The 24,187-nt window shown below is 65.5% G+C and carries 24 protein-coding genes; 19 read left to right on the forward strand and 5 right to left on the reverse strand.

The features are described from left to right. Positions 1 to 92: 92 nt before the first annotated feature. A complete protein-coding gene (locus ACQY8M_RS21320) occupies positions 93 to 818 on the forward strand; it encodes an energy transducer TonB family protein (RefSeq protein ID WP_428659325.1) in 726 nt (241 codons plus the stop codon). 41 nt (positions 819 to 859) lie between these two features. On the opposite strand, the gene ACQY8M_RS21325 is transcribed toward ACQY8M_RS21320, so the two are convergent. The 3 genes from ACQY8M_RS21325 to ACQY8M_RS21335 form a co-directional block, all read right to left on the reverse strand. Beyond that, on the reverse strand, positions 860 to 1,303 hold the full coding sequence (locus tag ACQY8M_RS21325; protein WP_428659327.1) for an ion channel: 444 nt from the start codon (positions 1,301 to 1,303) through the stop codon (positions 860 to 862). A gap of 166 nt (positions 1,304 to 1,469) precedes the next feature. Then, a complete protein-coding gene (locus ACQY8M_RS21330; RefSeq protein WP_428659330.1) occupies positions 1,470 to 3,503 on the reverse strand; it encodes a calcium-binding protein in 2,034 nt (677 codons plus the stop codon). A gap of 233 nt (positions 3,504 to 3,736) precedes the next feature. Continuing rightward, entirely contained in the window at positions 3,737 to 5,899 is a 2,163-nt protein-coding gene (locus tag ACQY8M_RS21335) for a hypothetical protein (RefSeq protein ID WP_428659332.1), read from the reverse strand. 1,045 nt (positions 5,900 to 6,944) lie between these two features. On the opposite strand from ACQY8M_RS21335, the gene ACQY8M_RS21340 reads away from it, so the two are divergent. The 16 genes from ACQY8M_RS21340 (at position 6,945) to ACQY8M_RS21415 (ending at position 20,348) form a co-directional block, all read left to right on the forward strand. Beyond that, entirely contained in the window at positions 6,945 to 7,163 is a 219-nt protein-coding gene (locus ACQY8M_RS21340; protein ID WP_428659334.1) for a hypothetical protein, read from the forward strand. Then, a complete protein-coding gene (locus tag ACQY8M_RS21345; protein WP_428659336.1) occupies positions 7,160 to 7,405 on the forward strand; it encodes a hypothetical protein in 246 nt (81 codons plus the stop codon). Before ACQY8M_RS21340 ends, ACQY8M_RS21345 begins: the two co-directional genes overlap by 4 nt. Beyond that, on the forward strand, positions 7,392 to 8,063 hold the full coding sequence (locus ACQY8M_RS21350) for a terminase large subunit domain-containing protein (protein ID WP_428659339.1): 672 nt from the start codon (positions 7,392 to 7,394) through the stop codon (positions 8,061 to 8,063). The genes ACQY8M_RS21345 and ACQY8M_RS21350 overlap by 14 nt, the downstream gene beginning before the upstream one ends. After that, positions 8,060 to 8,818, forward strand: a complete 759-nt coding sequence (locus ACQY8M_RS21355) for a hypothetical protein (protein WP_428659342.1) — start codon at positions 8,060 to 8,062, stop codon at positions 8,816 to 8,818. The genes ACQY8M_RS21350 and ACQY8M_RS21355 overlap by 4 nt, the downstream gene beginning before the upstream one ends. A gap of 29 nt (positions 8,819 to 8,847) precedes the next feature. Further along, complete coding sequence (locus tag ACQY8M_RS21360; protein WP_428659345.1) at positions 8,848 to 9,885, forward strand: hypothetical protein; 1,038 nt, start codon at positions 8,848 to 8,850, stop codon at positions 9,883 to 9,885. Continuing rightward, positions 9,809 to 10,780 carry a hypothetical protein gene (locus ACQY8M_RS21365; protein WP_428659348.1) on the forward strand — a complete coding sequence of 324 codons (972 nt, stop codon included), beginning with the start codon at positions 9,809 to 9,811 and terminating at the stop codon, positions 10,778 to 10,780. Before ACQY8M_RS21360 ends, ACQY8M_RS21365 begins: the two co-directional genes overlap by 77 nt. A 64-nt stretch (positions 10,781 to 10,844) precedes the next feature. Next, complete coding sequence (locus ACQY8M_RS21370; RefSeq protein ID WP_428659351.1) at positions 10,845 to 11,084, forward strand: DUF7336 domain-containing protein; 240 nt, start codon at positions 10,845 to 10,847, stop codon at positions 11,082 to 11,084. A gap of 373 nt (positions 11,085 to 11,457) precedes the next feature. Then, positions 11,458 to 12,000 carry a terminase large subunit domain-containing protein gene (locus tag ACQY8M_RS21375; RefSeq protein WP_428659354.1) on the forward strand — a complete coding sequence of 181 codons (543 nt, stop codon included), beginning with the start codon at positions 11,458 to 11,460 and terminating at the stop codon, positions 11,998 to 12,000. Next, positions 11,997 to 12,758, forward strand: a complete 762-nt coding sequence (locus ACQY8M_RS21380) for a hypothetical protein (protein ID WP_428659357.1) — start codon at positions 11,997 to 11,999, stop codon at positions 12,756 to 12,758. Before ACQY8M_RS21375 ends, ACQY8M_RS21380 begins: the two co-directional genes overlap by 4 nt. A gap of 29 nt (positions 12,759 to 12,787) precedes the next feature. Continuing rightward, complete coding sequence (locus tag ACQY8M_RS21385; protein ID WP_428659360.1) at positions 12,788 to 15,175, forward strand: hypothetical protein; 2,388 nt, start codon at positions 12,788 to 12,790, stop codon at positions 15,173 to 15,175. Positions 15,176 to 15,181: 6 nt separating this feature from the next. Beyond that, positions 15,182 to 15,667 carry a hypothetical protein gene (locus tag ACQY8M_RS21390; protein WP_428659362.1) on the forward strand — a complete coding sequence of 162 codons (486 nt, stop codon included), beginning with the start codon at positions 15,182 to 15,184 and terminating at the stop codon, positions 15,665 to 15,667. A 283-nt stretch (positions 15,668 to 15,950) separates the two neighbouring features. Beyond that, positions 15,951 to 16,490, forward strand: a complete 540-nt coding sequence (locus ACQY8M_RS21395) for a terminase large subunit domain-containing protein (protein ID WP_428659365.1) — start codon at positions 15,951 to 15,953, stop codon at positions 16,488 to 16,490. Continuing rightward, positions 16,487 to 16,960: a hypothetical protein gene (locus ACQY8M_RS21400; protein WP_428659368.1), complete on the forward strand. Its 474-nt coding sequence runs from the start codon at positions 16,487 to 16,489 to the stop codon at positions 16,958 to 16,960. The genes ACQY8M_RS21395 and ACQY8M_RS21400 overlap by 4 nt, the downstream gene beginning before the upstream one ends. 728 nt (positions 16,961 to 17,688) lie before the next feature. Continuing rightward, the gene (locus ACQY8M_RS21405; protein WP_428659370.1) at positions 17,689 to 18,123 is read left to right on the forward strand and encodes a VOC family protein; all 435 of its coding nucleotides are present in this window, start codon (positions 17,689 to 17,691) and stop codon (positions 18,121 to 18,123) included. Positions 18,124 to 18,212: 89 nt separating this feature from the next. Then, complete coding sequence (locus ACQY8M_RS21410; protein WP_428659373.1) at positions 18,213 to 19,916, forward strand: hypothetical protein; 1,704 nt, start codon at positions 18,213 to 18,215, stop codon at positions 19,914 to 19,916. A gap of 126 nt (positions 19,917 to 20,042) precedes the next feature. Continuing rightward, positions 20,043 to 20,348 carry an acyl carrier protein gene (locus ACQY8M_RS21415; RefSeq protein ID WP_428659376.1) on the forward strand — a complete coding sequence of 102 codons (306 nt, stop codon included), beginning with the start codon at positions 20,043 to 20,045 and terminating at the stop codon, positions 20,346 to 20,348. Positions 20,349 to 20,655: 307 nt separating this feature from the next. Here ACQY8M_RS21415 and ACQY8M_RS21420 read toward each other — a convergent pair whose 3' ends face one another. Next, positions 20,656 to 20,964: a hypothetical protein gene (locus tag ACQY8M_RS21420; RefSeq protein WP_428675613.1), complete on the reverse strand. Its 309-nt coding sequence runs from the start codon at positions 20,962 to 20,964 to the stop codon at positions 20,656 to 20,658. A 433-nt stretch (positions 20,965 to 21,397) separates the two neighbouring features. Here ACQY8M_RS21420 and ACQY8M_RS21425 point away from each other — a divergent pair, with 433 nt between their 5' ends. Further along, positions 21,398 to 23,086 (forward strand): B12-binding domain-containing radical SAM protein, encoded by a 1,689-nt coding sequence (locus ACQY8M_RS21425; protein WP_428659379.1) that lies wholly within the window; start codon positions 21,398 to 21,400, stop codon positions 23,084 to 23,086. Between the two features lie 157 nt (positions 23,087 to 23,243). Next, entirely contained in the window at positions 23,244 to 23,600 is a 357-nt protein-coding gene (locus tag ACQY8M_RS21430; protein ID WP_428659381.1) for a hypothetical protein, read from the forward strand. A 149-nt stretch (positions 23,601 to 23,749) separates the two neighbouring features. Here ACQY8M_RS21430 and ACQY8M_RS21435 read toward each other — a convergent pair whose 3' ends face one another. After that, a complete protein-coding gene (locus ACQY8M_RS21435; RefSeq protein WP_428659384.1) occupies positions 23,750 to 24,103 on the reverse strand; it encodes an H-NS family nucleoid-associated regulatory protein in 354 nt (117 codons plus the stop codon). Positions 24,104 to 24,187 lie beyond the last annotated feature (84 nt).

Below are 24,187 nucleotides of genomic sequence, written 5' to 3' on the forward strand. Positions count from 1 at the left end.
ATTCAATTGCGAATCATTCGCAATCATGCCAGGGTAGCAAGCTGTTGCAAGGGGATAGCTGCCGCAACTCCTGACCAAAGGGGAGGGCACGGGTGCGGCGGTTTCTGGGTTGGTCCGGCAGTCTTGTCGTGGCGCTCGCGGCGCACCTTGGCGCGGTGGCCGTGGCCGTCAACTGGGCCAGCCACGTCCCCCCGCGCGATGCCGATCTCAACCCGCCGGCCATCCTGGTCGAACTGGCGCCGCTTCCGGCCGCAAGCGAGCCGACCGTGGTTCAGGCGCCCCCGGGGCCGGCGCTCGAGGACGTGATTCCCGAACCGGAAGAACCGCCGCCGGTCACATTTCCACCGTTGGCAAAGGCGACCGTTTCGGTGCAACGACCGCCCGTCGCGCCGCGCCGTGCCGTCGCTCCGGCAGAGAGGAAGCACGAACGCAAGCCGCCCTCCGAACGGTCGGCTCCTCCCATCGCGTCCCCAGGCGAGGCCGCGACCGCGCCGGCTGCGGAACCGACGCCGCTTCCGGATTCGCAGGCCCTGCTGAGCTGGAAGAGCGCGCTCCTGCGCCATCTCGAGCGGAACAAGCGATATCCGCCGGAGGCGCAGCGCGCTCGCCAGGAGGGAGTCACTTACGTGCGCTTCACCATGGCGAGGGACGGGCGCGTGCTCGCGGCCAGCATCGAGCGCGGCAGCACTATCGAGTGCCTCGACCGCGAAGGCCTCGACCTCCTGCGCCGCGCCGACCCTTTGCCGCCCTTGCCGGCCGACCAGCCCGGCGAGGCCCTGCTGCTCGTCGTCCCGGTCCAGTTCTCCCTCCGGAAATAACTCAAGGGGTTGCCGCCAGCCGGGCGGGCGCCCGGGTGCTCTCAATCGGCGTCGCGTCTGCCGCGCACGACCTGAATGATGTCGAACAGCAATGCCGCCGACCATCCGAACATCAGCATGCCGACCGCCGCTTCGGTGGCGCCGACGATGCGGTGCTGGGGACTGAGCACGAGTTCCGCAGCGCCGATGGTGGTGAAGGAGGCGAGCGAGAAATAGGCGGCGTTGGTGAAGCTGCCCAGATCGCCCCACGAGTAGTAAAGCACCGCCCAAAGCAGCACTTGTGCAGTGACGCCCAACGTCAGGATCAAGACAGCGGCAACGACATAAACGACACCCAGAGGGTGGAGGTGTCCCATGCTCCTGGGAGGCGGCACGGCGACCATGAAACGGGCCAAGGCCATTTGCGCGACTGCCTGGATGATGACCGTTGCGCCAGTCATGCCCAGTCCGCGCAGAAAATGCAGAGGGCTTATGGCGTCGTCCATGATCGATCTCCCGATGGGTTGCCGGCGTGCAGCCGGCAAGACCCGCGCTCTTTACGGAGATGCACGAGGGGCTGGCCAGCTGCATTGAGCCTACATCAGGATCCTGTTCCGCAGCGTGACGATGGATCGCGATGCGCGTTGCGCTGATCCTCTTCGGGATGTTCGGTCAGTAGATCCAGGGGATCGCTTGGCCGTTGATCGTGAGGTCGGTCCATTGCAGCGCAGGCTGCGTCATGTGGACATACAGGGTATTGAAATGCGCACCACCATCGAAGGTCATGGTGAACGCGAAGTCGGTGCCCGGGACGATGTCGCCGGGCTCCCCGTTGGGCCACGCAAGCGCGGGCCACAGCCATCCCGTCGCGCCGGTGACGATGTTGATCTTGTCGCCCTGCTCGAAGTCCTGAATGGAATCATCGCCCGAGCCGATGCCCCAGGTGAACAGGTCGCCGCCCGAGCCTCCGGTCAGCAGGTCGTTGCCGGCGCCGCCGTTGAGCCTGTCCGCATCCGCGCCGCCGTTCAGGATGTCCTCGCCGCCCTCGCCGAACAGGAAGTCACCGCCCGCGCTGCCCGACAGCGTGTCCGCCTCGGTGCCGCCATTGAGCGTGTCGCTTCCCTCGCCGCCATTCAGAGTGTCCCTGCCGCTGTCGCCGCGCAGCCGGTCGTCTTGCGCCTCTCCCTCGAGGGTGTCGTCGCCGGCGCCGCCTTCGAGATCGTCGTTGCCGCTCCCGCCATGAAGCGTGTCGTCGCCGTCCTCGCCGAACAGCCGATCGCGGAAGGCAGGGTCGAACGGGTCCTCGAATGTATCGCCGCCGTAGATCGTGTCGTTGCCGGTGCCGCCATGGATGATGTCGGCGCCCTGCTGGCCCTTGAGCGTGTCGTGCCCGGCGTCACCGTTGAGCTCGTCTCTCTCCGCGCCGCCTTCGAGGATGTCGTTGTCGCTGCCGCCATAGATGTGGTCGTCGAAGGCGCCGCCCTTGAGGACATCATCGCCGCCGAACCCGTTGATCGTGTTGTATCGGAGCAGAAAGTTCGACAGCGGCTCGGTGTGCGGCAGGATGGTGACCGTGTCGGCCGCGTCGGTCAGATTGAGGGTGACCTTCTCGATGCCGTAGAACGACGTCCCGTCCGAGGCGACCGATGTCGCGCGCGGCGTGTCGAGCTCGAGAAAGAAACCGGTCGAGGCGCGCGCCAGCGTCAGGATCGCGTGATCGATCTCGAGGGGCAGGGCGAAGTTGTCGCCACCGGCGAAGCGATCGCCGGTCCCGCCGTGCAGGACGTCGGCACCAAGCCCGCCGTCGAGCGTGTCCGCGTCGGGATCGGCCTGCTGCGCGCCGTTGTAGGCATAAAGCGTATCGTCGCCGCCGTCGCCCTGGAGCGAATCGCGCCCGCGGCTGCCATAGAGCGTATCCGCGCCAAAACCGCCGCGCAGCGTGTCGCCGCCGTCATTGCCATAAAGATAGTCCAGCCCATCGAGTCCGAGGAGCACGTTGGCGCCATCGTCGCCCCAGATGAGATCGTCGAAGTTCGATGCCGTGACGTTCTCGATGCCGATGAACTGGTCACCCAGCGCTTCGCCGATGGCCCCGCCGCCGGTTCCCGGCTGCCGCGGGAGCGCGAGCACCACGCGTGCGGCCGCTGCTGAATAATCGACGGAGTCGATTCCCGCTCCGCCGTCGAGCAGGTCTGCGCCGAGGCCGCCGGTCAGAACGTCGCTTTCCGTGCCGCCATACAGCCGGTCGTTTCCGGCACCGCCGATCAGCACATCCTTGCCGCCGAGGCCGAATAGATCGTCGACGCCGGCAAGTCCGCGCAGCACATTGCCTGAATTGTCGCCTGTGATGGAGTCGTCTGCATTGGAGCCCGTGACATTCTCGATGCCGGCGAAGCGATCGCCCTTGGCATCGCCGACGGTTCCCGTTCCGGCGAGCAGGGAGAGCACGACGCGGGCCGGAGCGGAGGCATAGTCGGCGGTGTCACCGCCCTTGCCGTGGGTGCCGCCATCGAGCAGATCGGCGCCCGTGCCGCCGATCAGGACATCGTCGCCGCTGCCGCCGTAGAGCAGGTCGTCTCCGCCGGCCCCGTCGAGCGTATCGTCGTCCTCGAGGCCGTCGAGCCGGTCGGCGCCGACGAAAGAGACGGCGGGGTAGGTTGCAGGGGTGATCTTGTCCCTGCCTGAGGTTCCTGAAAGCCTTGCCATGACGCCCTCCCTCTCGAGGAAGCGGATTGCCTGGCCTCCGCAGTGCCGGAAGACGCGTGAGCTTCAGCGTGGATCGCGGCCACCCTGAAGCGGGATCGTGACGAAATGGCGGTAGCGGTGATCTGCTGGTTCCGCGATGCCGAGCCGACCTTCTTGCCGAATTGACATCGCGGCACCAGCACGCATCTGGTCCGGCGGAGTGGACCACCGTCCACTCCGCCCCCCGGGTTGGTTCAGACGCTGAGCGCGAAGGCGGCGACCTCGCGCACCGCATTCGGGTAGAGCAGGCTCGACCCGTCGAAGGTCTTCAGCGCCATGTTCAGGTGGATGGCGAAGCTGCACCTCGTGTGGGGCCCGAGCAGCGCGCCAAAGGTCGCGGTGTTGGAGGTCGCCGCCGTTGAAGGCGGAGAGCCTTCGTTGTCGAACGGATGGGCGACCGGGATGCTGCCCGAGGTGCCGTTGATGCCGCGGTACCAGGTGATGCCGTGGCTGAGCTGGAACATCTCCTCGGGATGATGGGCGATGAAGTCCACGGCCAGGGTCGAGGCCGGGGTGCCGGACAGGAACTGGCATTCGCCGCTGGTCTGCAGCCCGTTCATGCGCAGACCGATGATGTCGCCGGTGCCGGCCCGGTTGTCCCACCACAGCATGGCCGTCAGCCCGGCGAAGGGGACATCGGCGAAGACGTCCGGCGTGCCGGGGGCGACCCAGCGCATGTACTTGAACGGCGCGTTGACGCCGGGGCCGCTCGCTCCGGTCGGCCGCAGCCGCTGGCCCGCCGCGTTGAACACCTCGAGCGTCAGCAGGTAGCGCCCTTCCGCGTGGGCGTTGGTCGGCAGCTGGGCGTGGAATTGCGCGTCGCGCCATTCCTCGTTGGCCGGCAGATCGCCCTCGTAGGGAATGGTGTAGAGGTTCGCTTCGCCGCCGACCGGCGGCACGCCGAGCGGCACGCTGACCAGGTCGAGCCCGCCGCTGGTGACGACGAGCTTCTGCCAGGCCCCGCCCGGCGGCGCGAGGAAGAAGCGCGTCGCACCGGCCTGCGGGTTGCCGGCGGCGTCGGCGGCAATGACGCTGGCCCGGTAGTACCTGGCGCCGGCGGCGCGGCAGGGCTCGGTGAACCACCAGCGCAGGTTCAGCGTGCCGCCCCAGTTGCGGTTGAGCAGGGTGCCTTTCGCCGCCAGCGCGGTGGCCGCGGGGAAGCCCAGGCCGTCGTTGTAGGCCGGCGCCGCGACGCGGTCCCAGCCGGCCTCCGTAGGCGTCTTCAGGTTGAAGGCGTCGGTCGAGCCGATGGCGTCGAGATAGATCACCGCGCCGTCGATGCCCGGGCTGTTGCCGTCCCCGCAGCCCACGGCCTGGGGATTGTAGGAGGTCAGGGTCGGCGTGTCGCCGAGGTGATACCAACGGTTCGCCGCCAGCCCGTCATAGATCGTGACCGTCTGGCCGTTGATCACCTGCTTGACGACATGGGCGACCTCGATGTGGCAGTTCGGGCGCAGCAGGATCGGGAAGGCCCGCCAGCAGACCTGGAAGCTGCCGTCGGGCTGGATGAAGCCCTGTCCGACCTTGGCGGGCGTGCCGCACAGCAGCAGGTGCCGGAGATAGGGGCGCGCTTCGATATAGGCGGCCTGCTCGACGGGACCGAGGCTGCGCAGGGCAGCGAGATCGCGCGGTGCGTTGAGCGCCGCCTCGTCCAGCGCCCCGCCCTTGAACAGCGGGAGGGTGTCGAACGGCGGCGGGTCCGGCGGATTGGGCGGGAAGCGCGGGATCTTCTCGACCGGCTGGAGCTTCTCCAGGAGATCGATGATCTGCGGGATGCGCGGGTCGAGGATGACCAGCGGCCACCAGCAGCACACGCGCTGATAGACCTCGACCAGCCCTTCGCAGACGGTGCCGCAGCGGAACGGCGGGAAGGGGAGAGGCCGTAACGCCGCCACCTGCACGGCGCTGGCGGCGGAAACATCGGCCGCACTGGCCAGCATCGCGGAGCGCACCGTGGCGGCCGGCAGGACCGAGCTCGCGATGCTGCGCGCCTCGACCAGCCAGGGCAGCCAGGAGCAGCGCCGCACATGGCCGCTGACGCAGCGCCGGAAGATCGGAATCAGCACGCTCCAGCGTTCGCGCGCCAGCTCGATGATGGCGTCGTCCTTCAGCAGCGTGCGGTACTGCTCGGGCCGGTAGAGCACCAGCTCGCTGCGCTTCAGCGCCTGTCGCGCTTCCTGTCGTGCGCCGATGCCGATCAGCGCGGCCTTCTGCACGGCGTCCTCGGACAGGGTGAACTCGCCGCGGTCGTCCACGGCGGCGGTGGCGATCGGATGCAGCTCGGCATCCAGTGCGTAGACGGAGAGGGCGGGCGCGGGTTCATTCGCGTCGCGTCCGACGAGCAGCAGTCGAGCCATGATAATCTCCCTGGGGTAACGGTGCGGAACTGTTACTGTGGGAACGATAATGCGCGCGGCGCACACTTTTATTTTGTTTCTAGCTCATTTTGTTTCGGTAGTTTCACCGCTGCCACATTAAGAACGCGAGGATTTATTCGAGACTCGGTACATTCACGGGAAAACGGCCGAATTCAACTCTGCTTTGCCGACTTGCTTTTCGAATTGGTAGTCCGCCAATTGCGGGTTGTTTTATCTCGATCGGCGATGCGCTGGGAGCACGGCTCTCCAGAGCAGCCCATGAGATGTCGCAAGATGAAGAAGAGCGGCCCTGGAGAGCAGCGCTCATAGGCGCCAACTTTGGCTTCGACCCAACCCAAAGAGCTTATGTCCCTTTCGGGAAACTTGCTGCACACCTGCCTCACCCTGAGAGCTTGCGAAAAAATCGACGTCGCAACTCGATGACGATCTCGCTCCCCACTTGCCTCACCCTGAGGAGCGCAGCGCAGCGGAGCGTCTCGAAGGGTGGCAACGCGCATGACGTTGCGAAACTCCCGTGTTTCCAACACCGTTGCCAAGTCCTTCGAGTGGCCATCCTTCGAGACGCTCCGCTGCGCTACGCTCCTCATGAGGCTGTGCTGTAACGGACACGGGCGGCGAGTATCCTAGTTCGGGAAAAGGGAGCCCTTGCCGTCGTGCGCGACCCGCACTGAACTGACAAAGAGAAGTGCCATTGCAATGGGCGCATTTCGTCATGATCGTCCTCTTCGACGCTCTCAACGGATATTGGCACGGCCGACCTTACGCAGCTGCCTTCGGGCTTCTTGCGCCGCGCGCCGCCGCTCACGGAATCCCGGCACCGGCTTCCGGGCTTCCGTACCGATTTCTTCACTTGAGGCGCGCGCCCAGCGAACCTGATCTGATCGCGGAACTCACAGGCCCTGTCGCCGGCAGAGCGCGATCCGGGATCTGCTTTTCCGGTTGATTCGCGGAGTTACAGTTTCCCCATATCCGGAGGCATGACGAAGCACGGTCTGCCCCCGACGTTCTCCCGGGAAAATCCATCATGAACGGCCGGGGCTGGTCGGCCGACGAGATCGCCGCGCTGCGCCGGCTCGTGGCGGCGGGCTGGACGGATTCGCGGATCGGCCAGGCGCTCGGGCGTGCGCGCGAGACCGTGCAGCGCAAGCGCACGGCGCTGCGGCTGGAGCCGGGACAGTCCGAAGCGATGACGGCGGCGGTGCGGCGGCTGAAGGCGCGGCGGATGGCAGGGAGCCTGCGGTGATCGTGCTCAAGCTCCCGATCCAGGAACGCGAGGCCGGCAAGGGGGGCGACCGGCTGAAGCTGCTCGAGCTGCTCGGCCGGCACTTCGGCCTGTGGCCGCAGAAGCCGGCGGCGCCTGACACCAACCTGTTCGAAGGGATGAGCCTCGATGATGTCCGACGGGTCCGCGACACGGTCGGCCGGCTGCTTGCAGGAGCTGGCGTTGATCTGGCGGGAAGCGGACCGCCGGGTGGCGCGCGATGAGAGCCGGCTCAAGCTTGCGACCTACTATCCCGACAGTGGGCCGCTGCGCCGCGAGCTCTATCCGAAGCACCTGCAGTTCTTCACCGCCGGCGCGGCGCATCGCGAGCGGCTGTTCATGGCGGCCAACCGGGTCGGCAAGACCGAGGGCGTCGGCGGCTACGAGACGGTGCTGCATCTCACCGGCGCCTATCCGCCGTGGTGGGAGGGCCGGCGGTTCGATCGGCCGATCAGCGGGTGGGTGGCAGGCAAGACCAACGAGACGACGCGCGACATCGTGCAGGCCAAGCTGTTCGGCCGGGTGGAGGGCTCGGGCAGCAAGAAGCGCTTTTCCGGCACGGGGTTGGTGCCCGGCGATCTCATCGGCGACTGCTCATGGCGCGGCGCATTCCCCGATCTTGCCGACACGGTGGCGATCAAGCACGCGGGCGGCGGCGTCTCGACGCTCGGCCTCAAGTCGTACCAGCAGGGGCGCGGGGCGTTCGAGGGCACCGAGCAGGACGTGGTGTGGCTCGACGAGGAGCCGCCGCTCGACGTGTATGTCGAGTGCCTGGTGCGCACCATGACGACCGATGGTCTGGTGATGGTGACCTTCACGCCGCTCGAGGGGATGAGCGAGGTGGTGATGAGCTTCCTCGACGCGCAGCGGAGCGAGCCATGAGCAAGTTCGTGGTCGGCGCGACGTGGGACGACGTCCCGCATCTCACCCCGGAGCAGAAGACGGAGCTGTGGGGCTCGATTCCGCCGTACCAGCGCGACGCAAGGGCGAAGGGCATCCCGCAGCTCGGCAGCGGGGCGATCTATCCGGTGCCGGAGTCGGAGATCGTGGTCGATCCGTTCGAGCTGCCGGCGCACTGGCCGCGCGGCTACGGGCTCGATGTCGGCTGGAACCGGACGGCGGCGGTATGGGGCGCGCACGATCGCGACACCGACACGGTGTGGCTGTGGAGCGAGCACTATCGCGGCCAGGCCGAACCGTCGGTGCATGCCGCCGCGATCCGCGCGCGCGGCGAGTGGATGCAGGGCGCGATCGATCCCGCCGCGCGCGGGCGCGGGCAGAAGGACGGCGAGCAGCTGCTGGCGAACTACGTCGACCTCGGGCTGCTGGTCAGCAAGGCCGACAACGGCGTCGAGGCCGGCCTGTTCGATGTCTGGCAGCGCTTGAGCACCGGCCGCCTCAAGGTCTTCCGCACCCTGCAGCACTGGCTCGCCGAATACCGCCTGTACCGGCGCGACGAGAAGGGCGCGGTGGTCAAGAAGGACGATCACCTGATGGACGCGACCCGCTACTTCGTCGTGTCCGGCCTGCCGCTGTGCCTGGTGGCGCCCAATGCGGGCCGCCGCCTCGTGCATGGCGACGGGCAGGCCAATCACCGGAGCGACTACGACCCGTTCGAGGAGCTGCGCGAACGATGAGGACCACAACAACCACCCTGGAGCGCTGAATGCCGATCGTTCGTCCCTATCCGATCGGCGAGGTCTCGCCGCAGCCGCTTCCCGATGATGCGCCGAACGTGCCGGCAGCGGGAGACATCACCCTGTTCGGCGGCAACCGGGCGCGCGACCTGCAGCTCGCCGGCCAGAACCTCGGCCAGGCGAGCGACGCGCTGGCCGCGCTCTTCGAACGCCACGCGCAGGAAGCCAACGACAGCCGCGTGCAGGATCTCAACAACCGGTTCCTGGACGGTTCACGCGCGATCCTGAAGACAGGGCCCGACGCCTATTACAACCTCTCGGGCGCCGATGCCATCAAGAACGCCGATGCGACGACCGGCAAGCTGACCGCGCTGCGCGACGCGCTGCTCGGCCAGACGGCCAACGGCTACCAGCGCGAGAAGCTGGCCCCGATCCTCGACGCGCACCTCGTCGCGTCGGCGAGAGGCATCATGCGCCATACCGTCGACCAGCAGGCAGCCTACAGCCGCAGCGTCGCGGCCGCCGCGATCGAGACCTCGCGGGCAGAGGCGATCGCCGATCCGACCTTGCTGGGCAACGCGGTGATGCGCGCCGAAGGCGCGGCGCGCGCCCTGCACGCGGGACAGCCTCCCGACATTATCGAGGCCGGCGTTCGCGCTGCCGGCGGGTCGATCATCGCCGGCGTGATCGGCGACCGCCTTGCGCGCAGTGATCCAGCGGGTGTGGGGCTGTTCAAGCAGTACGGCAAGCGCCTCGATCCGACGGCTCGCCGCGCACTCGGCGCGGCAGCCGAAATGCTGTCGAACAGCATCGAGGCAACGGCCTGGTTGCGCGACCGCAGCGCCACCCTGCGCACGCCCGCGCCGACTGGCGATGCAGCACCCGATGCGGTGAACGCCGCGAGCGCCCCCACCGTCGAACCGCCGCCGGTCGTCTCGTCGGGTGGCACGTTGCTCGATCAGGACGGCATCGCCGCCACCCGCGACGATCATGAGCCGCCTCACCGACGCCCAGCAGGACGCGGTGACGGCCCAGATCAACGGCGCCATCGAAGGCCGCAAGCCTAACACCGACCCGCAGACCTGGTACGCTATTCACCAGGGCCTGACCGCCGCCGACGCAACCGAGCGCCAGCGTTGGGCGTCGACGAACCTTGTCCCGTTCATGGGTCGGCTGTCGGCCGAGGACTTCGCAGCGCTGGAGAAGCTGCAGGCGTCTGTGCGCAGCAACGACGGCGACGCGGAGCAGAGCCGCCTGCAGATCATCACCCGCATGGCCAACGATGCTCTGCGGGCCGCTGGCATCGATCCGACGCCACGGCCTGACACGGATGCCGGCAGCGATGTCGTGCAGGCCGCGAGGTTTCACCGCGCCCTACGGGACGATCTGTTGGCCTTCGAGAGCAGGGGCCGAATGCCGACTGAGGCGGAAGCCTACACCATCGTCAACGGCCTGAGGGACACGGCGATCAAGAGCGGCTGGCTCAGGGTCAGCGACCGCTCGGCATCTAGGACCGTGATGCCGATGGAGCAGAGTGACAAGTTCAAAGAATCGCCGATCCAAGAGCACCTCGATACTCAAGTGCAATCGAAAGTAGATCAACCTGATGTGCACACGGCTCAATCAGGCGTTCCGTTCCTGGCCAAGCCCCCGAATTATCCGGTCCCACCGAGACCGATCTTTAGATACAAAGAGCCGATCCCGGGTCTTAGCGGTAAGGAAAAGGCAAAGGATATTCCAAGGGATTTTAGAGGAATGCGTCCTCTCGTCGGAGAATCGGGCCGGCAGGCTGCCGAGCGGGCCTTCAACGAGAGGTATGGCGAAGGCAACTGGAATCTCAGGGACTCGCGATCCAGACGTGAGTTCGGGAAGTTGCAAAAGTACTTCGATCGAGGCTTTCGTGACCCTCAATCGCTTCCCGGACCATTTCACCACATCCCGGGTGACGATTTCGGAGTCTGAGTAGAACAATTAGTTGCTGGCTGCATTGCGGCTTTGTCTATCTGATCGACGTTGGAAGGTGATCATGAACAAGGTTTGGCTCGTCTGGCACATATACGATGATGCGCCGACGGATGAAGAAGAGCACGAGAAGCTGATTGGTGTGTACTCGAGCGAGCGATCTGCCCGCGATGCGATCGAGCGCCTTCGCGACAAGCCCGGCTTTCGCGACTACCCCGAACGTTGGAAGATTGATGATTGGGACTTGGATCGGGACGAGTGGCTGGGAGGCTTTGTTACAGTGCGCGATGGAGCGATCCAATGACCCGAGTTTATTTTCTGTATCATATCGATGAAGATAGAATTGATGGATACCATCACGGCAAGATCATCGGAATATATTCCACGCTTGATCTTGCGAGGGCCGCTATCGAACGATTCAGAGACAAGCCCGGCTTCAGGGATTATCCCGAAAGGTGGAAGATCTATCCCCGAACCATCGACCGAGATAGTTGGACAAAGGGCTTTGTGACCGAAACCCACGAAAGGATTACTTGAGATAACACGGACCGCGGGTGCACGTTTCGCAACGCCGCGCAGCGTGCCGGTGGTGGGCGAGGCGCCATTGTTCGGCGGTAAGTAGGCACGCGGCCAGTGGCTCGTAGGCCGCCGGCGCGGCGCATCGCGAGCGGCTGTTCATGGCGGCCAACCGGGTCGGCAAGACCGAGGGCGTCGGCGGCTACGAGACGGTGCTGCATCTCACCGGCGCCTATCCGCCGTGGTGGGAGGGCCGGCGGTTCGATCGGCCGATCAGCGCGTGGGTGGCAGGCAAGACCAACGAGACGACGCGCGACATCGTGCAGGCCAAGCTGTTCGGCCGGGTGGAGGGCTCGGGCAGCAAGAAGCGCTTTTCCGGCACGGGGTTGGTGCCGGGCGATCTCATCGGCGACTGCGCGTGGCGCGGCGCATTCCCCGATCTCGCCGACACGGTGGCGATCAAGCACGCGGGCGGCGGCGTCTCGACGCTCGGCCTCAAGTCGTACCAGCAGGGGCGCGGGGCGTTCGAGGGCACCGAGCAGGACGTGGTGTGGCTCGACGAGGAGCCGCCGCTCGACGTGTATGTCGAGTGCCTGGTGCGCACGATGACGACCGGCGGTCTGGTGATGGTGACCTTCACGCCGCTCGAGGGGATGAGCGAGGTGGTGATGAGCTTCCTCGACGCGCAGCGGAGCGAGCCATGAGCAAGTTCGTGGTCGGCGCCACCTGGGACGATGTCCCGCATCTCACCCCGGAGCAGAAGGCGGAGCTGTGGGGCTCGATCCCGCCGTACCAGCGCGACGCGCGCTCGAAGGGCATCCCGCAGCTCGGCAGCGGGGCGATCTATCCGGTGCCGGAGTCGGAGATCGTGGTCGATCCGTTCGAGCTGCCGGCGCACTGGCCGCGCGGCTACGGGCTCGATGTCGGCTGGAACCGGACGGCGGCGGTATGGGGCGCGCACGATCGCGACACCGACACGGTGTGGCTGTGGAGCGAGCACTATCGCGGCCAGGCCGAACCGTCGGTGCATGCCGCCGCGATCCGCGCGCGCGGCGAGTGGATGCAGGGCGCGATCGATCCCGCCGCGCGCGGGCGCGGGCAGAAGGACGGCGAGCAGCTGCTGGCGAACTACGTCGACCTCGGGCTGCTGGTCAGCAAGGCCGACAACGGCGTCGAGGCCGGCCTGTTCGATGTCTGGCAGCGGCTCTCGACCGGCCGGCTCAAGGTGTTCCGCACGCTGCAGAACTGGCTGGCGGAGTACCGCCTGTACCGGCGCGACGAGAAGGGCGCGGTGGTGAAGAAGGACGATCACCTGATGGACGCGACCCGCTACTTCATCGTGTCCGGCCTGCCGCTGTGCCAAGTCGCCCCCGACGCCGGCCGCCGCCTCGTGCGCGGCGACGACGGGCAGGCCAATCACCAGACCGACTACGACCCGTTCGAGGAGCTACGGGACCCGTGAGCATCGACACAACCATAAAGGAGCGCTGAATGCCGATCGTACGTCTCTATCACGTCGGCGAGGCCTCGCCGCAGCCGCTTCCCGACGTCACGCCCCACGTGCCGGCGGCAGGCGACATCAACCTGTTCGGCGGCAACCAGGCGCGCGACCTTCAGGTCGCCGGCCAGAATCTCGGCCAGGCGAGCGACGCGCTGTTCGCGCTCTACGAACGCCACGCGCAGGAAGCCAACGACACCCGCGTGCAGGATCTCAACAACCGCTTCATGGACGGCTCGCGCGCGATCCTGCAGACGGGGCCGGACGCCTACTACAAGCTGTCGGGCGCCGATGCCATCCAGGGTGCCGATGCGGCGACCGCGAAGCTGACAAGCCTCAAGGACGAGGTCTTCAGCCAGGCCGCCAACCGCTATCAGCGCGAGAGGCTCGTTCCGATCCTCGACGCGCATCTCGCAGCGTCGACCACCGGCATCGCACGCCACGTCGCCGGGCAGCAGGCGATCTATGCGCGCAGCGTTGCGGCCAACGCGATCGAGACTTCGCGGGCGGAGGCCATCGCCGATCCCGCGAACATGGACTACGCCATGATGCGCGCCGAAGGCGCGGCGCGGGCCTACAACAGAGGACAGCCGCCCGAAATCATCGACAACGCGGTCCGCGAGGCGGGCTCTTCAGTCATCGCCGGCGTGATCGGCGACCGCCTCTCACGCAACGATCCGATGGGCCTGACGCTGTTCCGCCAACACGCCGACCGCCTCGACGATCGCACGCGCCGCACGCTCGGGGTCGCAGCCGAGACGTTGTCGAACACCCTCGACGCGGCGGTGTGGCTGCGCGAGCGCAGCGCCACCCTGCACACGCCCGCGCCGACCGGCGATGCAGCACTCGATGCGGTGAACGCCGCGAGCGCCTCCACCGCCGCGCCGCCGCCGGTCGTCTCGTCGGGTGGCACGCTGCTCGACCAGGACGACGGCATCGCCGGCACCGGCGAGCGGCTGGCCGAAATCGAGGACCGCCGTCGCGCACTGACCGCGTTGAACCAGCAGGAGTTCGCCGCCAATCCCGCGCGCCTGCGCGCCAACCAGACGGCGATCGATACCGACACTGCCCGAGGCCGTGCCGCCGTGAAGACCGAATCCGACAGCCTCTACGCCGACCTGCGCCGCCACCAGACGACGGGCGGTCCGAACGGCGGCCCTGCCGTGACGCCACCGCCGGCGACGATCATGAGCCGGCTGACCGACGCCCAGCAGGACGCGGTGACGGCCCAGATCAACGGCAACATCGAAGGCCGCACGCCGAGGACCGATCCGCAGACCTGGTACGCGATCCGCCAGGGCTTGACCGGCGACGACGCCGACGAGCGCCAGCGCTGGGCGTCGAAGAACCTGGTCCAGTTCATGGGCCGGCTGTCGACCGAGGATTTCGCGGCATTGGAGAAACTGCAGGCGGCCGTGCGCAGCAACGACGGCAGCGCCGAGCTGAGCCGTCTGAACGTCATCACCCGTATGGCTGATAGTGCGCTGTGGTCTGCGGGCATCGATCCGACATCGCAGCCTGATGCGACACCCGACAGCGATGCAGCGCAGGCGGCGAGATTTCACCGCGCTCTTGAGGACGAGCTGTCTGCGCTCGAGAGCCGGGGGCGCAGGCCGACCGAGGCCGAAGCTTACGACATCGTCAACGAGCTGAAGGACACGGCGATCAAGAGCGGCTGGCTCGAAGTCAACGGCCCGTACGCATCCCCGACCGAACCGTCCGATGGCAGAGACGGCAATGGGCAATGGGCAGACGCCAACGTCGTGCGAGTGGCAGGAGGCGACAAAGACAAGGACGGCAAGCGTCCTCGGTTGCCGGGATCGGGCAATCGCCCGACGTTGGGACGACCCGATGACGAAATGCCGCCGCCTAAGCAGATCAATCCTCTCGCCATCCCTGGTCGTGGCGGGGGTGGCTTGGGGCTCCCCCGGTTTACGCGTCCGTCGCCCAGCGCCGAAGGGGTGACGCCGAAGCCAGCGCCACCATCGAACCCCGCACCTGCTACGGGAAAGACCACAGCCGGTGGGATTCAAACGAACCGGGCCCCATTTACTCTATCTGGCCCCCGGACGGATACACCTACGCCTTCCGAGATTGCAGAAAACGAACGCGCCGGCCGGCGAATTGCGGGAGGCCATGCTTCGCTCAAGCATATGTTCGAGGAATTCCCCGACATGCGCAGTCTCGACGACTACGCTCGGCACATAGCCGAAGTCATGACGCATTGGACGGCCAAGAAGGACTTTACCAACGGCGACCGCACGCTCTATTGGGACAAGACAACCGGAACGATTGTATGGCGAGACCCTGGGGCGCGGGACGGTGGTTCTGCCTTCCGGCCGAAAAATCCCAAACAATATTTCGATCGACAGGAGAGATAGGTCACCATGCAAATCAAAAAGGTAACCAAGGATAAGGCGACTGTTTGGATTTCCAGCGACGAGCTGAGATTCATGATCGCGGCAACGGAGAGAGCTCTCAAGGAAATCGACCCGGAGTACTTCTATACGAGGACGGGTCGGACCGTGGCCTATGCGAATGCCGTGGTTGGGCAGCTTCGCGTCGCCGATAACAATAGGGAGGGTCTCATGCCGTCGCATCAGCCCGACGATCACGCTCGCGGAGTCGCGGATGATCCACACGCGCGATCGAGCCAGCGCGTCATCATGACGGTCGACCTTGTTGCGGAAGACGGCGCGTTGGTCTCTCTCTCAGACCACGAGCTTAGATTCTTGAACAATGCGATCAACGAGGCTGTTAACGGGCTTCGCGAGAGCAAGGAGTTCGAAGCTACGGGCAAAACGGGCGATTACAGCGATAGACTCATGGATCAACTTATGGCTGCAAACGACAAGATCGAGGCATTGAACTAGCATTCGATGAGTGGTTCGGCGCTCCCGCCGACCAACCGGGAACAGGTGTTAGCGAGCCACCTCCGGAAGGGTATCAGAAGCGCCCTTCCGTGAGCCTCGATGATGTCCGACGACCCGCGACAAGGTCGGCCGGCTCCTTGTAGGAGCCGGCGTTGATCTGGCGGGAAGCGGACCGCCGGGTGGTGCGCGATGAGAGCCGGCGCAAGCTCGCGACCGACGGGAGCTCTATCCGAAGCACCTGCAGTTCTTCGCCGCCGGTGCAGTGCATCGCGAGCGGCTGTTCATGGCGGCCAATCGCGTGGGGAAGACCGAGGGCGTCGGCCGCTACGAGACGGTGCTGCATCTCACCGGCGCCTATCCGCCGTGGTGGGTGGGCCGACGCTTCGATCGGCCCATCAATGCGTGGGTGGCAGGCAAGACCAACGAGACGACGCGCGACATCGTGCAGGCCAAGCTGTTCGGCCGGGTCGAGGGCTCGGGCGGCAAGAAGCGCTTTTCCGGCACCGGTCTCGTTCCCGGTGACGCGATCGAGAGCTGCGCGTGGCGCGGGGCCTTTCCCGATCTCGCCGACACGGTGTCGATCCGGCACGCGGGCGGCGGCATCTCGACGCTCGGCCTCAAGTCGTACCAGCAGGGGCGCGGGGCGTTCGAGGGCACCGAGCAGGACGTGGTGTGGCTCGACGAGGAACCACCGCTCGATGTGTATGTCGAGTGCCTGGTGCGTACCATGACGACCGATGGGCTGGTGATGGTGACGTTCACGCCGCTCGAAGGGATGAGCGACGTGGTGATGTCCTTCCTCGAGGGCGGGAAGCTGCCATGAGCAAGTTCGTGGTCGGCGCCACCCGGGACGACGTCCCGCATCTCACGCCCGAGCAGAAGGCGGAGCTGCGGGGCTCGATCCCGCCGTGCCAGCGCGACGCAAGGGCGAGGGGCATCCCGCAGCCCCCCGGTCCGAGCGCCGCGCGCGAGGCGAGGCCGCGCCGATGGCGGCGCGCCTTCGGAACGCGGCGCGATGTCTCTGCGCAACGGTGGAAACGTGCCGCGCAATCCCCTTTACTGCGGGCGCGAGAGGCCAGGAGCGCGTTGATGACTGACGACCCGTTGAACATGCCCGACCGGCTTGCGGTGCTCGAAAGCGCCGTGGCGCGGCTGCGGCAGCAGCTGGAGCAGGTGAGCGCCGAACTCGGCTCGAATCCGGCGAACACGCGCCTGGTGATTCAGCGGGTCAACGTGATGAAGCAGATCATGGTCGCCCAGACGGAGATCGACCGGTTGCGCGGCCAGCCTTGATGATGTCGTGGTCCGGGTTGCGCTGCAATACTCGCCGAGCGTTCGCGCGTCCTCCGTTTGAGCATTTCAAACCTCGCCGGGAGCGCGAACCGGGACGACCGGAGAGCAGCGCCCGGCGTCAGCCGCGGTCGAGCTGGTGGCGGCTTTCGTGGGCCGAATCCGCTGACGTCCCCGTGACGGGCGAACGGCCCCGCCCGTCGGACGTGTCGCTCGGGGGGACCTTGAGCAATCCCACGTCGCAGTCGAGCGAGACCACGCCGCCGGGAGGAGTTTGCAGCAGGCGGACCAGCGTCTGGTGCTGCTCGCGCGAGGGCAGGTGCCCCTGAGGATCAACTGCCCGTCGACCGATTCGATCGTCAGATTGCGGACGTCGACCCCGGCCTGGGTCAGCGTGTCGTTGAGGTCGTTGCGGATCTTCTCGTCGCGCACGTTCATGGCAGTTCCTCCGTCGGATATGCTCTGTCAACGCCTGTCGGGCTCCAACGTTTCGCCCCGATGCCCGGCCCGGCCGCGCACGACGGAGCCGCCCGCATTGCTCAATGCCGCGGGCGGGCGTCGCCATGGCTCAGCGGGACGCCGAGAAGACGTCGAGCAATTCCGCCCTGCCGCTGGTGATCTGCCGCGCGGCCGTCCGCCGGCGCGGTCGTGCCCTCGGGTCCCGAGCATGCGATCGGGCGCGCCCGAGATATGGCCCTTCGGGCTATGACTGTCGCGAGGAGGTATTGCCGATGAACGATGGCCGGAGAACTGCCGCGCGTCTGCGCGGTGCCGTGCATCACGTCGATCTCACGGTGCACGACATCGCGGCCTCCGCGCCATTCTACGAGGCGCTCCTCGGGTTCCTGGGCTATACGCGCGTCAAGCAGGAGGCCGCGCTGCACGTCTGGGACCTGACCCGAGATGGCGAGGTCGTGGGCGGCATCGCGTTGCGCGCTGCGCGGTCGGAGCGCGATCACGACCGTTACTCGGCAGGGCTGCACCATCTCGCGTTCCATGCGGCCGACCGTGCCGACGTCGACCGTGCGTACGCCCTGATGCAGGAGAAGGGCGCCACCATCCTCGACCCTCCCGTCGAGTATCCGCAGTACGGTGCGGGCTACTATGCCGTCTTCGTAGCCGATCCCGACGGGCTCAAGCTCGAAGTGGTGCACTTCATCGGGTGACGGTGAATTGGCCTCCGCGAGCTGTTGGGATTGCAGTTTTACGGCGCGGGCTGAAGTAATTGAGAGACGCGCGAGCGCGGGGGAATTGCATGAAGTTTCCGTTTGTGCCGAGCAACGAAGCCTCGGACGATTTCCTTGTCGGTCCGCCTGGACTTACCTTGCCGCTGTCGCGGAGCGACCCTCTGGAGTCTGGGCTGGCACTCTATTCCGGCCGCCTCGGCCGTCTCATTGCATCTGGCGAGACTGGCATTTTCGGAATTGCTCGCCTGGACGATAGCCTGCTCATGGGTGCGAACATTGTTGCCGGTCGGCGGGAGAATGTCATCGGCAACTGCTCGCTCGTTCACAATGGCCGGACGACCATCATATCAGCCGACTTCACCGGCTTGGCTCCGCTATTCTATTGCGATGCGGCCGGCCTGCTTGTCTCGAACCGCCTGCACCTTATTCTGATTGCGATGAGGCAGAGAGGGGTCCAACCGTCGCCGGACGCTGGCGCCATCGCAGTTGCGCTCGCTCGTGCAAATGGGATCGGCCAGCAGCTTGCAACCTTTCAGACCTGCGTGGCTGGGGTGAAGATGCTGCATGCCGACATGCGTGTCGAAGCAAGCTCCGTCGGGTGGACCCTGGTCGCCGCGTCGCCGGACCATGACCCGCTTGCGCCGGACGACTATCGTGCCCTGATTCGCAAGGGCGCTGAGGAGATCACTTCGAACATCCAAGCATGCCTCGATTCCGGTTATCCGATCCAATCGAGCCTGACCGCCGGCAGAGATTCCCGCACGTTGCTCGCGGCCATCGTCGCGATGGGCAAGCTTCGCGACATTCCGATCTACACCATGGACACCGTCCCGGAGGACCGGGAAATGTCGAGCGCTCTGGTCTCATTCTTCGGAGGACACTACGTCGATACGTTCACCGAAGTGATCGAGGCCGACCCGAACGACATCGTGCAGCGTTATCGCAGCATCCTCCTGGGCTGCTACCATGCGATGGCCGCGCGGACTTACAATTATAGCACCGTCTATTTCGGCCAGGAGCGTGCCCCGCCTATCCGCTTGCGGGGCGGATGCAGCGAGATCTATCGGATCATGTACGCTGGCTTCAATCCAAGGCGGGTGACATGGCGGCGGTGGCAAGACCCGCGCAAGATGCTCACAGAGACGGAATTTTTCCGGTCCGTAGCGGCCGAAGATGCAGGCCTTGGGCTGGAAGCGCTTGCCTCGACCTTCGATCAACTTCATGGGCCGGAGGCCTGGCGGCGTATCATCGAGCACTACCGTCAGTTCCGAAACAAGTTTCACTTCGGCCTCATGAGCTTTTATCAGACCGGGCTGAGTTGGCATCCTCTCGCGTCACCGTCCTTGCTGCGTGCCTCGCGAGGTTTGCCTTTCGAGGTGATGAAGAAGGGTCGCGTCAACTTCGACGTGACGCGTGAACTCTGCGATATTGCTGCCTACCTTCCCTGCAACGGCTCGCGCATGGATCTGGCCGACGAGTACCACGTCGCCCACAGGTACGATGGCGTCGAATTCTCTCTCAAGCCTGATGCCGACCTGTACGCGAAGACGGCGGCGTTTCAGTGCCGCGGGATGACTCCGGAACAGGCGGCGGGCTATCATCAGGCCCAAGAGCGGCATTTGGCTGAGAGCGTGGAAGCGCTTTCAGCTCACCCGGTGATTGGCGGGATGCTTACGGCAAGCAACGTTCGCGGTCGCCTGACCGACGACACGGAGCGGCGCTGGTACTCCAAGGTCAGTGCGCTTGCCGATGCATTTTGTGTGGCGAGCTGACATGCAAGCCTTGAAAAGTCCCCGATGATCGGGGCCGGAGCTCGCTCAGTGCACGGCGAGAGACCTGTCGTTCGACGTCCTGCAGCGAATTGCCGTTGTCGGGCGTTATACGAAAGGGAGGATGAGATGACACAAGCTGCTTCAAGCCTCACGGCCGCGCCCGCTAGCGTGCGTGACCTCATTGCGCAGATCGTCGGCATACCGCCCGACAGGGTCGTCGGGAGCGCCGCGCTGGGAGCGGACCTCGGGGCGACCAGCCTCGACTCCGTCGAGCTCGTGATGGCAATCGAGGATGAATTCGGGGTCGAGATTTCCGACGATCGCGCGGCGGCGATCGTGACGGTCGACGACTTGGAGAGCCTCGTCCTGGAGCTCCAGGCGGCCCGGCGTGCGCGGCCCGCCACTCAGGTCGAGACGCACCGGGAGTCTTGAGATGTCGTGAGCTTCGCTTCGCTGGGGACGCGACCCTCATGGCGTCTTCGAGTGACGCGCCTCCCAGCGAACCCGACCCGATCAAGAAGCTTGGACGTGTGTCCTTGAACCAGGGCAGGACAGGGCAGGCGCTAGATGCCGCCCCGGCGGTCGCAATCGCCACGGCTGGACCCAAGGCTCGTCATGCTCTTCCGGACCGCGAGCGCGCCGCTCGCTCATGGGCATGAACGAGCGGCACCCTTCGACTTCGCTCAGGGCCGGCGCTCGCGGTCCTGAAGAGCATGATCGCGCTTCGTCAAACGGCATCTCAACGCCGATCGCCTCTGTCGCCCTGCCCGGACGCCACCTTTCGTTTCGCTTTCGTCCGTTTGTCGCGCGTGATGGACTTGCCGGCGTCGACCACTTTCTTGAACGAGGTGCCGCGTTCGTTACGCCGTACGAACAGCTTGTTGGTGCCGGTATCGATCAGCTCGCGCCGGCCGGCGGTCTTCTTCTTCGCGGCCGTCTTGCGCTTCGGCGCGGCCTTGCGCGGTGCCGCAGTCTTCTTCTTCGCGGCCGTCGTCTTGCGCTTCGGGGCGGTCTTGCGCCGTGCCGCTGTCTTCTTCTTCGCTGCCATGGAACCTCCGTTCGGTGTGGTGCGACAACGGCTTCCGCGGGGCCGGGTTGCCCGGCGGCAGCGACGGCGTGCCTGTGTTCACTGCGGCACACCTTTCAAGGACGACACACACATCCGGGAAGTTGTATCGGTGATATCGCTCGGCAAGGTTCGCCGTCGCGCTTCGCTGTAGCAGGCTATACAGGTCCGGCTGGGAAAGCCCGCGTGTAGAAGGTGGACGTGAACGACAGACTCTTCCTCGCTATCATGCTCGTCCTTGTCATGCTGCTCGTTGTCGCCTCCTGGCAATTCTATACACTGTTGGGGAAGTGAGGCGGCCAGAACGCGGCTCGATATCTGCCCCGGCACGCTTGCCCCGGTTCACATCGTATGCCAGCATTTCGCCGGGTCACTGGAATGCGGGGGTGTCGGGGTCCACGAGGGTAGTTTGTTTATGGTTGAGCGTGCCACGTCTGCTGTTCCGGTCCGGCCTTCGGCGACGCCGGGCGGGCTCAACGTTCTTCTGATCTTTCCTCGCTTCAACCAGAATTCCTTCTGGAGCTTGCGGGCAGCGTGCGAAATCTATGGGGTTCGCTGTCCGGCACCGCCGCTGGGCCTGATCACCGTGGCGGCATTGCTGCCCCCGGCCTGGAATCTCCGGCTGGTCGATCGCAATGCCGAAGAGCTTGCCCCCGCCGACCTGGCCTGGGCGGACCTCGTCTTCACCGGTGGAATGCTGCCGCAACGTGTGGATTGCCTGGAGGTCATCGATCTTTGCCAGGCCCAGGGCAAGACAGTGGTCGTCGGCGGGCCGGACGCGACATCCAGCCCGGATATCTTCGCGCAGGCCGACTTCCTGGTCCTCGGCGAGGCCGAGGGCATCATCGACGCGTTCGTGCAGGCCTGGGAGGACGGGCAACGGAAAGGCCGCTTCCAGGCCGCCAAGTTCAAGGTCGATGTGGCGCGCAGCCCGATCCCGCGCTTCGATCTCCTGCGCGCGAGCAATTACATGTACATCGGCGTGCAGTTCTCGCGCGGCTGCCCGTTCAATTGCGAATTCTGCGACATCATCGAGCTGTACGGTCGCGTGCCGCGGTCGAAAACCAACCAGCAGATGCTCGCCGAGTTGCAGGCCCTGTTCGATATGGGCTATCGCGGCCACGTCGATTTCGTCGACGACAATTTCATCGGCAACAAGAAGACCATCAAGCGGTTCCTGCCCGCCCTCGAGCAATGGCAGGTCGAGCACGGCCATCCCTTCATGTTCTCGACGGAGGCGTCGATCAACGTGGCCGACGATCCCGAGCTTCTCGGCATGATGGGGAAGGCGAATTTCTTCGCGATCTTCGTCGGTATCGAAAGCCCCGACACCAACACGCTGATCGTGGCCCAGAAGAAGCAGAACACCCGCCGCAGCCTCGCCGACAGCGTGCACAGGATCTATGCCGCGGGGATGATGGTGCTGGCCGGCTTCATCGTCGGGTTCGACACGGAAGAGAGCGGTGTCGCCGAGGCGATGATCGACTGCATCGAAGCCACCAGCATCCCGGTCTGCATGGTCGGCATGCTGACCGCGCTGCCCGGAACCCAGCTCACGCGCCGGCTCGAGCGGGAAGGCCGCCTGTTGCCGTTCGAGGATGAGACCAGCGGCGACCAGTGTACGGCGGGTCTCAATTTCGCGACTTTGCGGCCACGGCGGGAGATCCTTGTGGACTACAGGAGCGTGCTCCTGTCGGTCTATCGTCCCGCCGCCTTCTTCGAGCGGGTTCGCCACGTCGGCCTGGCGCTGAGGAAATCCGGCCTTCGCGCCGATCCCAATGCGCCCGCCGCGGCACCGCGGATTGCCAAGCGCGATCTGATTGCCCTGCTGAAGGTGATGGCGCGCATGACCTTCATCAGGACAGATCTGACTATGCTGTTCTGGCGTACCTTCATCGGGACGGCCCGGCAGAATCCCGCGGCGCTCCAGGCCGTCGTCATTCAGATGGTGATGTTTCTCCACCTCGGGGAGTTCGCGAAATTCGTGATCCGTGAACTCGATCGCCAGATCGACGCCATCGACCGGCAGGGCGACGCGCTCTCCCGGTTCGAAGCCGGACCGGGCGCCCGCGCGCCCGCACGCCCGGCAGCTCTCGCGCGCTAGCGCCGGGTCACAGTCACAATGTTATGAGTGTTGTGTGTTTTTTTCCCTATTACAGTCGGTCTGTGGGGGCAACGGCACATAAGAGTCGATATGGGAATCGACCAAAAATCAATAAGCGCCCGAGGTGAAAGGAGCCTCCGGCGAGGGGTGTGAAACAATGCTCATCTATGTGGACAACCCGAACAATCTCAGGGTTTACCGCTCAATTGACAGCCCTGGCGGGCCGAAGCGCATGTTCCTCGGTCGAATCCTGAAGGCGAGCTACGAATTCATCGGGGACACGGAGGAGGAACTCCCTTCGAAAGAGGAGAAAAGCGATATCCAGCGAGTCATTCAAACGTTCAAGGATGCCCAGCAAATCAAGCTGAAGGCGGAGGCCTTGAGCTTCCCGGAAGTCGCTCGTCGCGTCACCGAGTTCTATGCGACTTCGAACGATGACGTCCAACGGCGTTTGATTTCCACGGCAGTGCTGCAGATGTCGAGAGCGATCCGCAAGGTCGACGAGGGCGCCTAGGCCCGTCCGGCCATGCCGGTATCGTGACTCGCGGCACGGGCTTGACGTCCGGCGAAAGCTCCGACTGTCCCCACCGCAGGAGCTTTGGGGCATGCTTCCGCTGACGGGGCCGTCACCGGCTCCGTGCGACCGCTCGGGAACGGCTCAGGTCAGAGGGGCAAATGGGCCGGCATGGCTTCCGGCAGGGGTGAATGGCCGATCCGGCATTGGTCGACCGTGCTCCCTGCATCGAGTGCCGCAACGAGCCAACGCGGTTTGCGCCCCCGACCCGTCCAGGTCTCGGCAGGATTATTCGGGTTGCGATAGGCGGGCGAGATCTTTCTTGAAGCCTGCTTGCGCTTTTTGACGTCGGCCAAGGCAATCCTGAAATGAGGAAGCCCGACTCTGTACTTCCTGATGACGGTGCGCAGATGCTCGATGCCTTCCGCCAATTTGAGTTCTTCGGCCTCGGCCTGAAGGGCTTTGATCTGCCGCTCTATTTCGTCCAGTGACTTGCTCGCCATTGTCTCCATCCCCCCGTTAAGTTCCCCCCAAGCAGGGTGAAAGCCAATCCTATCAGCACATCAGGCGGGACGCCTTTCGAAATT

Origin of the sequence: Reyranella sp. (assembly GCF_965279465.1) — a bacterium.
Classification (GTDB): domain Bacteria; phylum Pseudomonadota; class Alphaproteobacteria; order Reyranellales; family Reyranellaceae; genus Reyranella.

Coding starts and splice junctions, on each gene's coding strand:
- ACQY8M_RS21435 (WP_428659384.1), bottom strand. CDS start 24,103: ATGGCGAGCAAGTCACTGGACGAAATAGAGCGGCAGATCAAAGCCCTT.
- ACQY8M_RS21360 (WP_428659345.1), top strand. CDS start 8,848: ATGCCGATCGTTCGTCCCTATCCGATCGGCGAGGTCTCGCCGCAGCCG.
- ACQY8M_RS21420 (WP_428675613.1), bottom strand. CDS start 20,964: ATGGCAGCGAAGAAGAAGACAGCGGCACGGCGCAAGACCGCCCCGAAG.
- ACQY8M_RS21330 (WP_428659330.1), bottom strand. CDS start 3,503: ATGGCAAGGCTTTCAGGAACCTCAGGCAGGGACAAGATCACCCCTGCA.
- ACQY8M_RS21335 (WP_428659332.1), bottom strand. CDS start 5,899: ATGGCTCGACTGCTGCTCGTCGGACGCGACGCGAATGAACCCGCGCCC.
- ACQY8M_RS21340 (WP_428659334.1), top strand. CDS start 6,945: ATGAACGGCCGGGGCTGGTCGGCCGACGAGATCGCCGCGCTGCGCCGG.
- ACQY8M_RS21385 (WP_428659360.1), top strand. CDS start 12,788: ATGCCGATCGTACGTCTCTATCACGTCGGCGAGGCCTCGCCGCAGCCG.
- ACQY8M_RS21415 (WP_428659376.1), top strand. CDS start 20,043: ATGACACAAGCTGCTTCAAGCCTCACGGCCGCGCCCGCTAGCGTGCGT.
- ACQY8M_RS21410 (WP_428659373.1), top strand. CDS start 18,213: ATGAAGTTTCCGTTTGTGCCGAGCAACGAAGCCTCGGACGATTTCCTT.
- ACQY8M_RS21405 (WP_428659370.1), top strand. CDS start 17,689: ATGAACGATGGCCGGAGAACTGCCGCGCGTCTGCGCGGTGCCGTGCAT.
- ACQY8M_RS21395 (WP_428659365.1), top strand. CDS start 15,951: ATGGCGGCCAATCGCGTGGGGAAGACCGAGGGCGTCGGCCGCTACGAG.
- ACQY8M_RS21375 (WP_428659354.1), top strand. CDS start 11,458: ATGGCGGCCAACCGGGTCGGCAAGACCGAGGGCGTCGGCGGCTACGAG.
- ACQY8M_RS21365 (WP_428659348.1), top strand. CDS start 9,809: ATGAGCCGCCTCACCGACGCCCAGCAGGACGCGGTGACGGCCCAGATC.
- ACQY8M_RS21400 (WP_428659368.1), top strand. CDS start 16,487: ATGAGCAAGTTCGTGGTCGGCGCCACCCGGGACGACGTCCCGCATCTC.
- ACQY8M_RS21325 (WP_428659327.1), bottom strand. CDS start 1,303: ATGGACGACGCCATAAGCCCTCTGCATTTTCTGCGCGGACTGGGCATG.
- ACQY8M_RS21370 (WP_428659351.1), top strand. CDS start 10,845: ATGAACAAGGTTTGGCTCGTCTGGCACATATACGATGATGCGCCGACG.
- ACQY8M_RS21425 (WP_428659379.1), top strand. CDS start 21,398: ATGGTTGAGCGTGCCACGTCTGCTGTTCCGGTCCGGCCTTCGGCGACG.
- ACQY8M_RS21390 (WP_428659362.1), top strand. CDS start 15,182: ATGCAAATCAAAAAGGTAACCAAGGATAAGGCGACTGTTTGGATTTCC.
- ACQY8M_RS21380 (WP_428659357.1), top strand. CDS start 11,997: ATGAGCAAGTTCGTGGTCGGCGCCACCTGGGACGATGTCCCGCATCTC.
- ACQY8M_RS21355 (WP_428659342.1), top strand. CDS start 8,060: ATGAGCAAGTTCGTGGTCGGCGCGACGTGGGACGACGTCCCGCATCTC.
- ACQY8M_RS21430 (WP_428659381.1), top strand. CDS start 23,244: ATGCTCATCTATGTGGACAACCCGAACAATCTCAGGGTTTACCGCTCA.